Source organism: Collimonas silvisoli (assembly GCF_018305005.1).
GTDB lineage: Bacteria > Pseudomonadota > Gammaproteobacteria > Burkholderiales > Burkholderiaceae_D > Collimonas > Collimonas silvisoli.
The window spans coordinates 1-8,153 of sequence record NZ_JAGQEG010000147.1; the positions used below are offsets into that span (position 1 = coordinate 1).

At 55.7% G+C, this 8,153-nt stretch carries 12 protein-coding genes; 4 read left to right on the plus strand and 8 right to left on the minus strand.

The window, feature by feature from the left end:
• Together KHU33_RS24520 and KHU33_RS24525 are read right to left on the minus strand one after the other, a co-directional pair.
• Positions 1 to 438 (minus strand): IS3 family transposase (locus tag KHU33_RS24520; RefSeq protein WP_211467896.1); only part of this gene is annotated, 438 nt, incomplete at its 3' end.
• Positions 439 to 464: 26 nt separating this feature from the next.
• Positions 465 to 728 (minus strand): transposase, encoded by a 264-nt coding sequence (locus tag KHU33_RS24525; RefSeq protein WP_211467899.1) that lies wholly within the window; start codon positions 726 to 728, stop codon positions 465 to 467.
• Between the two features lie 407 nt (positions 729 to 1,135).
• On the opposite strand from KHU33_RS24525, the gene KHU33_RS24530 reads away from it, so the two are divergent.
• Positions 1,136 to 1,336 carry a DUF1059 domain-containing protein gene (locus KHU33_RS24530; RefSeq protein WP_211467901.1) on the plus strand — a complete coding sequence of 67 codons (201 nt, stop codon included), beginning with the start codon at positions 1,136 to 1,138 and terminating at the stop codon, positions 1,334 to 1,336.
• Positions 1,337 to 1,387: 51 nt separating this feature from the next.
• On the opposite strand, the gene trpE is transcribed toward KHU33_RS24530, so the two are convergent.
• The 3 genes from trpE to rpe form a co-directional block, all read right to left on the minus strand.
• The gene (gene trpE / locus KHU33_RS24535) at positions 1,388 to 2,902 is read right to left on the minus strand and encodes an anthranilate synthase component I (RefSeq protein ID WP_211467903.1); all 1,515 of its coding nucleotides are present in this window, start codon (positions 2,900 to 2,902) and stop codon (positions 1,388 to 1,390) included.
• Between the two features lie 217 nt (positions 2,903 to 3,119).
• A complete protein-coding gene (locus KHU33_RS24540; protein WP_211467905.1) occupies positions 3,120 to 3,818 on the minus strand; it encodes a phosphoglycolate phosphatase in 699 nt (232 codons plus the stop codon).
• The gene (rpe, locus tag KHU33_RS24545) at positions 3,815 to 4,480 is read right to left on the minus strand and encodes a ribulose-phosphate 3-epimerase (RefSeq protein ID WP_211467907.1); all 666 of its coding nucleotides are present in this window, start codon (positions 4,478 to 4,480) and stop codon (positions 3,815 to 3,817) included. The genes KHU33_RS24540 and rpe overlap by 4 nt, the downstream gene beginning before the upstream one ends.
• Positions 4,481 to 4,622: 142 nt before the next feature.
• On the opposite strand from rpe, the gene apaG reads away from it, so the two are divergent.
• Positions 4,623 to 4,997: a Co2+/Mg2+ efflux protein ApaG gene (apaG, locus tag KHU33_RS24550; RefSeq protein ID WP_211467909.1), complete on the plus strand. Its 375-nt coding sequence runs from the start codon at positions 4,623 to 4,625 to the stop codon at positions 4,995 to 4,997.
• 32 nt (positions 4,998 to 5,029) lie between these two features.
• On the opposite strand, the gene KHU33_RS24555 is transcribed toward apaG, so the two are convergent.
• On the minus strand, positions 5,030 to 5,173 hold the full coding sequence (locus tag KHU33_RS24555) for a hypothetical protein (RefSeq protein WP_211467911.1): 144 nt from the start codon (positions 5,171 to 5,173) through the stop codon (positions 5,030 to 5,032).
• A 12-nt stretch (positions 5,174 to 5,185) separates the two neighbouring features.
• On the opposite strand from KHU33_RS24555, the gene mltA reads away from it, so the two are divergent.
• Complete coding sequence (gene mltA / locus KHU33_RS24560) at positions 5,186 to 6,388, plus strand: murein transglycosylase A (protein WP_211467913.1); 1,203 nt, start codon at positions 5,186 to 5,188, stop codon at positions 6,386 to 6,388.
• 56 nt (positions 6,389 to 6,444) lie between these two features.
• Here the strand turns inward: mltA and KHU33_RS24565 are convergent, their stop codons facing one another.
• Positions 6,445 to 6,882, minus strand: coding sequence for a universal stress protein (locus tag KHU33_RS24565; protein WP_211467915.1), 438 nt, complete (start codon positions 6,880 to 6,882; stop codon positions 6,445 to 6,447).
• Between the two features lie 232 nt (positions 6,883 to 7,114).
• Here KHU33_RS24565 and KHU33_RS24570 point away from each other — a divergent pair, with 232 nt between their 5' ends.
• Positions 7,115 to 7,891, plus strand: a complete 777-nt coding sequence (locus KHU33_RS24570) for an enoyl-CoA hydratase (protein ID WP_211467918.1) — start codon at positions 7,115 to 7,117, stop codon at positions 7,889 to 7,891.
• Here KHU33_RS24570 and KHU33_RS24575 read toward each other — a convergent pair.
• A partial coding sequence (locus tag KHU33_RS24575; RefSeq protein ID WP_211467920.1) for a hypothetical protein occupies positions 7,868 to 8,153 on the minus strand: 286 nt, incomplete at its 5' end. The genes KHU33_RS24570 and KHU33_RS24575 overlap by 24 nt on opposite strands.

Consider the following 8,153-nt stretch of genomic DNA (forward strand, 5'->3'; position numbering starts at 1 on the left):
TGAGTGATCAACTTCGATCTTCACGCATTCCCGATTCCATACGTCGATGACTGTCAGCATGCGCATTCTCCTGCCGTTGCTCAGTGCGTCAGAGACGAAATCCATGGCCCAACGCTCATCTGGCCCTTGTGGCATCGGCAGCACCACTCGCAAATGACTCGGTCGCTTCTTACGACGCCTGCCCCGTAGCGACAGGCCTTCTTCCCGATATAGACGTTCAGTACGCTTATGATTGATTACCAGGCCTTCACGACGCAACATGACGTGCAGGCGCGGAGAACCGAACCGTGACCGCTCCTGTGCCAGTTCTCGCATTCTCTGGCGAACAGGCGCGTCTGTCATTGTCGGCGCGGGACGTCGATAGGTTCGCCGATTCAGACCAACTAAGGTACAGGCCCGCCGCTCAGAGAAATCGTATTGCTGAATGACTTGCTGCACGACTTCTTTGCGCTGCGCGGGCGAGGTTACTTTTTTTGCAAAACGTCTTTCAGCACAAGTATATCCAGCGCTTGTTCTGCGACCAGTCGTTTGAGTTTCTGATTCTCTTCTTCAAGAGACCTCAAACGTCGCGCCTCCGAAACGTCCATGCCGCCGAATTTGCTACGCCAGTTATAAAACGTGGCATCCGATATGCCGTGCTTACGGCACAAGTCAGCCACCTTCATCCCCGCATCGGCTTCCTTCAAGACCCCAATAATCTGCTCTTCCGTAAATCTCGTTTTCTTCATGACTAGCTCTCTATCAGCCCAGTCACTAACTTTACATTGGGATACCCTGGAGGGGTAAGGTCAAATGCAGTCATCTGGTACTTAAAGACATAGGACGACATATCACCCAACCAATTCGAGGCGGAATACGCACTACAGACGGCTTGAATCTTTTATTTCCCCTGGTCCAGTCGCAAGGGTTCACATCAAATATCGGAACCGGTTTGATTTTATTCAAATGGCGCGCCTAGAAGCAGCGGGTCGCCGTGGTTGTTGATCGCCAATATTGGTAATGGGCAAACAGATGCCAGCACTGCGTTGACAAATGCTTCCTTGATTCCTAAGATTTATTCTCAAGCGAGCTCGCAGCAGGCCGTTTGTGTGCATCGGATTTGCGCAACCACATTGCTGCAATGAAGGAGTTCACCATGCCACGCAAATACATCGACTGCCGCGAATATCCGAGCGATACCAACTGTTCTGTGGCGATCGCTGCAGACAATGACGAAGAATTGCTGGCGGCGGCAGTCCAGCACGCAGTAAGCGTTCACGGCCACAAGGACACACCGGAATTGCGCAGCCAGCTTGGGCAGCTATTCAAGGAAGGCACGCCGCCGCTGAAACTCTGACGACGGCAGCGTTATTCCGGGGATGGAGTATCAGTGCGGCCGTGGCCGGCATCAGATTTCTCCATCCAAACCGTCTTGCACCTGTTCCGCTGCTCGCAAGACTGCGCGCGCCTTGTTTTCGGTTTCTTGCCATTCCATTTCCGGCACCGAATCGGCGACGATGCCGGCTGCAGCTTGTACATACAGCATCCCGTCCTTGATGACGCCGGTGCGGATCGCGATGGCGACATCCATTTCGCCGCCGAATGACAGGTAGCCGCAGGCGCCGCCGTAAATCCCGCGTGTGGTCAGTTCCAGCTCGTCGATGATTTCCATGGCCCGGACTTTGGGCGCGCCGGACAGGGTGCCGGCCGGGAACGTGGCTTTCAAGACGTCCAGATTCGACAGGCCGGATTTGAGCTCGCCTTCAACGTTGGAGACGATGTGCTGCACATGCGAATATTTTTCGATCACCATCTGGTCGGTGACCTTGACGCTGCCGGTCTCGGCGATACGGCCGATATCGTTGCGCGCCAGGTCGATCAGCATCACGTGTTCAGCGATTTCTTTCGGATCGGCCAGCAGTTCGGTCGCCAGTTGTTCGTCCTGTTCCGGGGTTGAGCCGCGCGGCCGGGTGCCGGCCAGAGGACGAATCGTGACTTTGCGCTTGCATTCGCCGTCGGCCTTGGGCGCGGAGGTTTGTTCATTGCGCACCAGGATTTCCGGCGATGCGCCGACAATCTGCATGTCGCCGAAATTGTAGAAATACATGTATGGCGAAGGATTCAGCGAACGCAAGGCGCGATACAGCATCAGCGGTGAATCGACATACGGTTTCTTGATGCGCTGGCCGATCTGGACCTGCATCAGATCGCCGGCCATGACATATTCCTGGGCCTTGGCGACGGCTTTCAGATAGTCGTCTTTTTTGAATTCGCGTATGGTCTCGGTGCGTACCGAGGCCGAGGTAACCGGCGCATCGGCTGGGCGGCGCAGCATGTTGCGCAAATCTTTCAGCCGCTGCCGGCCTTTGGAAAATGCTTCCGGCTGGGTCGGATCGGCATACACGATCAGATACAGTTTGCCGGACAGATTATCGATCACCGCCAGTTCTTCGGTCAGCAGCAATTGGATGTCGGGTAGGCCGAGATCATCCTTGGGTGTTGAGTTTGCCAGGCGCTTTTCGATATGGCGCACCGTGTCGTAACCGAAATAACCGGCCAGGCCGCCGCAAAAGCGTGGCAGGCCAGGGCGCAGCGCCACCTTATAGCGCGACTGGAATTCGGCAATGAAATCGAGCGGATTGCCTTCGTGGCTTTCAATCACCTTGTCGTTCTTGACCACTTCGATCCGTGTGCCGTAGCTGCGCAACAGCGTGCTGGCCGGCAAACCGATAAAGGAGTAGCGGCCGAAGCGTTCGCCGCCGACTACCGATTCAAGCAAGAAAGTGTTTTTGCCGGTCTGCTGGGTTTGCGCCAGTTTCAGATACAGCGTCAACGGCGTTTCCAGATCGGCAAAAGCTTCTGCGATCAGCGGGATACGGTTGTAGCCTTGCGTGGCCAGCGATTTGAATTCGAGTTCGGTCATGTTTCTCTCCAGGCCGCTATTGTAAAACAGCGGCGGTGCACTACAAAAAACGTTGCCTGCGACTAAATAATTGTGGGATAGCAGGCAGCAGCGATCAGCGGACTTAGTTGGTCCAGGATTGCCAGCGTCGCCATAGCCAGGCCTCAGGGGCGGCTAGTGGGACAGGGTGTTTTTTGTCGAGAAACATGAGAGATAGGGGGCTATTAAATAAGTCGGTTCAGTGGCTTATATTTTGTGCTGCAACGAGCAGCGAAGCGACTATACCATCGGAATCGACGTCTTGTATAGATTCGCCGTGATTGTATCCGTAGGGTACGTTAAACACCGGGCAACCGGCGGCGCGCGCTGCCTGGGCGTCGTTGCTGGAGTCGCCGATGGCGATTACCTGCGCCGGTTGCAGCTTGAAATCGGCGCATACCGCCAGCAGCGGCATCGGGTCCGGTTTTTTCAGCGGGAAGGAGTCGCCGCCGTACACCACCTCGAAATAGGCGTGCAGGCCGGTTTTCTGCAGCAAGGTCAGCGCGAACGCCAGGGGTTTGTTGGTTACGCACGCCAGCCGCAAACCTTTATCGCGCATCGCTTGCAGGCCGTCCACTACGCCCGGATAGAGCGTGGCGTAACTGCCGTTGACCACGGCGTAGTGGCGCTGGTAGGAATCCAGCGCATCGCTGAAACGTTGCTCTACTTCCGGCGGCGAGTAATCGACGCTGAGTACGCGCCGGATCAGGTTTTCGCTGCCCTTGCCGACGAAATCGATAATCGTTTTCTGTGGCAGCGGCGGCAGTTCCAGTTCGGCCCGCATGCGATTCACGGCGACATGGAAATCCGGAGCGGTGTCGAGCATGGTGCCGTCCAGATCAATGATGGCGGCGGCGATACCCTTCAGAGCAACGATTTCAGGCGCTGCCGTATTCATACGGTTGCCAGTTGGGCGCGCATGTCGTCAATCACCGCTTTGTAGTTGGCTTTGCCGAAGATGGCCGAGCCGGCGACAAAGGTATCGGCGCCGGCTTTTGCGGCTGCGGCGATATTCTCGACCTTGATGCCGCCGTCGACTTCCAGCATGATCTCGCGGCCCGAGACGTCGATGCGCTGGCGTGCTTCAGCGATTTTCTTGAGCGCTTCCGGAATGAACGACTGACCGCCGAAACCAGGATTGACCGACATGATCAGGATGATGTCGATCTTGTCCATGACGTAATCCAGGTAATGCAGCGGGGTGGCAGGATTGAACACCAGGCCGGCCTTGCAGCCATTGTCGCGTATCAGTTGCAACGTGCGGTCGACGTGATCCGATGCGTCCGGATGGAAAGTGATGATATTGGCGCCGGCCTTGGCAAAATCGGGAATGAGGCGGTCTACCGGTTTGACCATCAGGTGGACATCGATCGGCACTTGCACGTGCGGCCGGATTGCTTCGCATACCAGCGGCCCGATGGTCAGGTTGGGAACGTAATGGTTGTCCATCACGTCGAAGTGGATTATGTCGGCGCCGTCGCGCACGACATTGCGTACTTCTTCACCCAGGCGGGCGAAGTCGGCGGAGAGGATACTGGGAGCGATACGATAGGTTGGCATGGCGGGCAATCCAGGGAAAGGCGCTAAAAAGAGCGCTATTTTACCCTTTAGCTTTGCGGCTGGCTTCCTTGCAGCTTGCGTCCCGGGGTAAATTCGTGTGCAATGAGTCGTTAGCTATATAGCGTCAATCGAGGAAAACAGCATGGCCGCCTATGAATTTACCGTTTCTGTCAGAACCCAGTATCTGGAAGAGCAGTCTCAACCTGACAGTTCCCACTATGTATTTGCCTATGCGATCACGATCAAGAATACCGGCCAGGTCGCCGCGCAATTGATTTCGCGCCACTGGGTAATCACTGACGCCAATAACCATGTCGAGGAAGTGCGCGGCCTGGGTGTGGTGGGCCACCAGCCCTTGCTGCAGCCGGGCGAGCAGTTTGAATACACCAGCGGCACTTCAATGGCGACGCCGCAAGGCTCGATGCTGGGCGAATATTTTTGCGTTGCCGAAGACGGCGAGCAATTCGAGGCGCGGATTCCTGAATTCATCCTGTCCTTGCCGCGCACTCTGCATTGATGGCTTCAGCATTGACGCAGTCAGCACTGAATCTATTGGTCCTTGCTATCGTCTTTGGGCGGCAATGACTTGGCGGGCGGCTTCTGATCCGGCTTGCGGCCGGAAAACATGGTCCACCAGACAATGAATGCGAATACAAGGAAGGCGAAACACGCTTCGAGAGCCACTAACCACATAAAGAATCCTAAATGCCATTTAAACGTATCAGTCTACCCGCTTCTGCCTTAACTGCCTTAATCATCGGTCTTAGTTTAGCTGCCTGTACCACCACTCCTATCAGCACGCCAGCGCCGGAAACGCCGCGTCCGCCAGGCGCCCCGACTACGTCGTCCGCAGCACCCGGCGCCAACTTGCGCGCCACCACCTTTGCCGCCTTGCCGGGCTGGGGTAGCGACGACTTGCGCCAGGCATTGCCGGCCTTCCTGACTTCATGTTCGACCCTGGCGCGCAAAAGCGACTGGCAAGAACCTTGTGCCGTTGCGGCCGGCCTGGACGGCAACAATGAAAAAGCCATACGCACATTTTTCCAGTCTTTCTTCACGCCTTATCAAGTTGTCAATGCTGACGGATCGGATAACGGTCTGGTCACCGGTTACTACGAACCTCTGTTAAAAGGAGCACGCAAGCGCGGCGGTCCGTATCAAACGCCTATTTACCGGGCGCCGGAGGACCTGATCACGGTCGATCTGGCGAACATTTATCCCGAACTGAAGGGCTTGCGTCTGCGCGGCCGCCTGGTCGGCAATAAAGTGCTGCCCTATCCGAATCGCGCCGAGCTGGACAAATCCGGGATGCTGGCCGGTAAGGAAATTTTATGGGTGGACGATCCCATCGATGCTTTTTTCCTGCAGGTCCAAGGTTCCGGCAGGGTCCAGCTGAATGACAGCAGCATAGTGCGTGTCGCTTATGCCGATCAAAACGGTTATCCCTATAAGTCGATCGGCCGTTACCTGATCGATAAAGGGGAACTGACCTTGGCGCAGGCCTCGGCGCAGGGGATTAAAGCCTGGCTGGCGGCGAATCCGGGGCGGCAGCAGGAATTGTTGAACGCCAATCCCAGCTATGTCTTCTTTAAAGAAGAGAAGGTGGCGGATCCGAGCAAGGGCCCCAAAGGCGCGCAAGGCGTGCCGCTGACGCCGCTACGCTCAATCGCGGTGGATCCGCAGTTCGTGCCGCTGGGCACGCCGGTATTCCTGGCGACTACTCAACCTAATAACAATGTGCCGTTGCAGCAGCTGGTGGTGGCGCAGGATACCGGCGGCGCCATCAAAGGTGCGGTAAGAGCCGATTTCTTCTGGGGCTTTGGCAATGAAGCTGGGGATAAGGCCGGCAAGATGAAACAACGCGGCATGATGTGGTTGTTGCTGCCAAAGCTGGCAGCCGCACGCTAAGGAAACAAAGTTCGACGCCGTCTGGCGTCGAGCGTGGCGAGCTTGCAGGTAAGCGCTCAGCGCAGGACCAGCACCGGGATGGTGGAGTGCGCCAGTACGCGTTGGGTTTTACTTCCTAAAAACAAACGGCTCAGGCCGCTGCGCCCATGCGAGGCCATGAAAATCGCATCGCAATGATGTTTTTCGGCTGCGCTGATGATTTCTTCGTCGGGATTGAATGCCTGTGCGGTCAGCATTTCGCAAGGAACGCCAGCAGTCTCGGCGGCATCGGCGACCTTTTGCACATTGAGTTTTGCCAGCGCCAGCATGTTTTCTTCATAGGTGCCGGGGTCGGTCGCCATGGTGCTCTCTGCCATCGGCGAGAACGGGTAAGGTTCGGCAACCGAGAGGGCAATTATCTTACCGCCGCTGAATTTGGCAAATTCAATCGCTGTATTGATGGCCTTGTCCGATAAGTGGGAGCCGTCGGTAGGTACAAGAATGGTTTTGAACATGGCTTGCCTCCTTCTGGTTGAAAAAGGGGTGTCGGTCAAAATCTGGCGATCTCGTCGGTAATAGGTAATATATGGAGCCTTACACTTACATATAGCCCTACTCAAGCATAGACAGCTTGAAAGCTGGAAGATTCCGAGGACGATTGTTACATATCCACGTTACAGTCATCCTATCCGTTATCCGGCGGCGCTACAATTAAGTTTATTCGACTCAAGTTAAATGGGATCTGCAATGACATACGAAAATATTCTGGTTGAAACACAAGGAAAAGTCGGCCTAATCCATCTGAATCGTCCTAAGGCTCTGAACGCCTTGAACGATCAGTTGATGAGCGAGTTGGGCGAAGCTTTGCTGAAGTTCGACGCTGATCCCGAGATCGGTTGCATCGTCCTGACCGGAAGCGATAAGGCATTTGCCGCTGGCGCCGACATCGGCGGCATGGCCGAACTGAGCTATATGGATGTATTCAAGGGCGATTACATCACCCGCAACTGGGAGAAAATCCGTAGCGTGCGCAAGCCGGTGATTGCGGCTGTAGCGGGGTTTGCCCTGGGCGGCGGCTGCGAGCTGGCCATGATGTGCGACTTCATCATCGCCGCCGACAACGCCAAGTTCGGCCAGCCCGAAATCAAGCTGGGCATCATTCCCGGCGCGGGCGGCACCCAGCGCTTGCCACGTGCGATATCCAAATCCAAGGCGATGGACATGTGCCTCACCGCGCGCATGATGGATGCCGCTGAAGCCGAGCGCGCCGGCCTGGTGTCGCGTGTCGTGCCACTGGAAAGGCTGCTGCAAGAAGCCATGGAAGCGGCGATCGTGATTTCCTCCATGTCGTTGCCGGCAGTGATGATGATCAAGGAGTCGGTCAACCGCGCCTATGAAACCACCTTGGCGGAAGGCATCCAATATGAGCGTCGGCTATTCCACAGCACCTTCGCCACAGAAGATCAAAAGGAAGGCATGCAGGCATTTTTAGGGAAGCGTTTACCTGTTTTTAAAAATCTTTAACAAATTGCTTGCCATAGGGGGAAATGGTTTGCTATAGTTCGCCTCCCGTTGAGAACGACGCGAGATAAGCGAAGCAGCTGAAGAGAAGTTGGGGCTGATTTGGCGCGGAGTTTGAGGTGGGGAAGCGGGGCTGAAGGTGGTGTGGGTAGTAAAAAGTTTTTCGGTGAGTGGTAAAAAAGTAGTTGACGAAAAACTGGAAACGCCACATAATCTCATCTCTCTGCTGCTGACAAACAAAACGATTTGACAGCGACGCGAACCG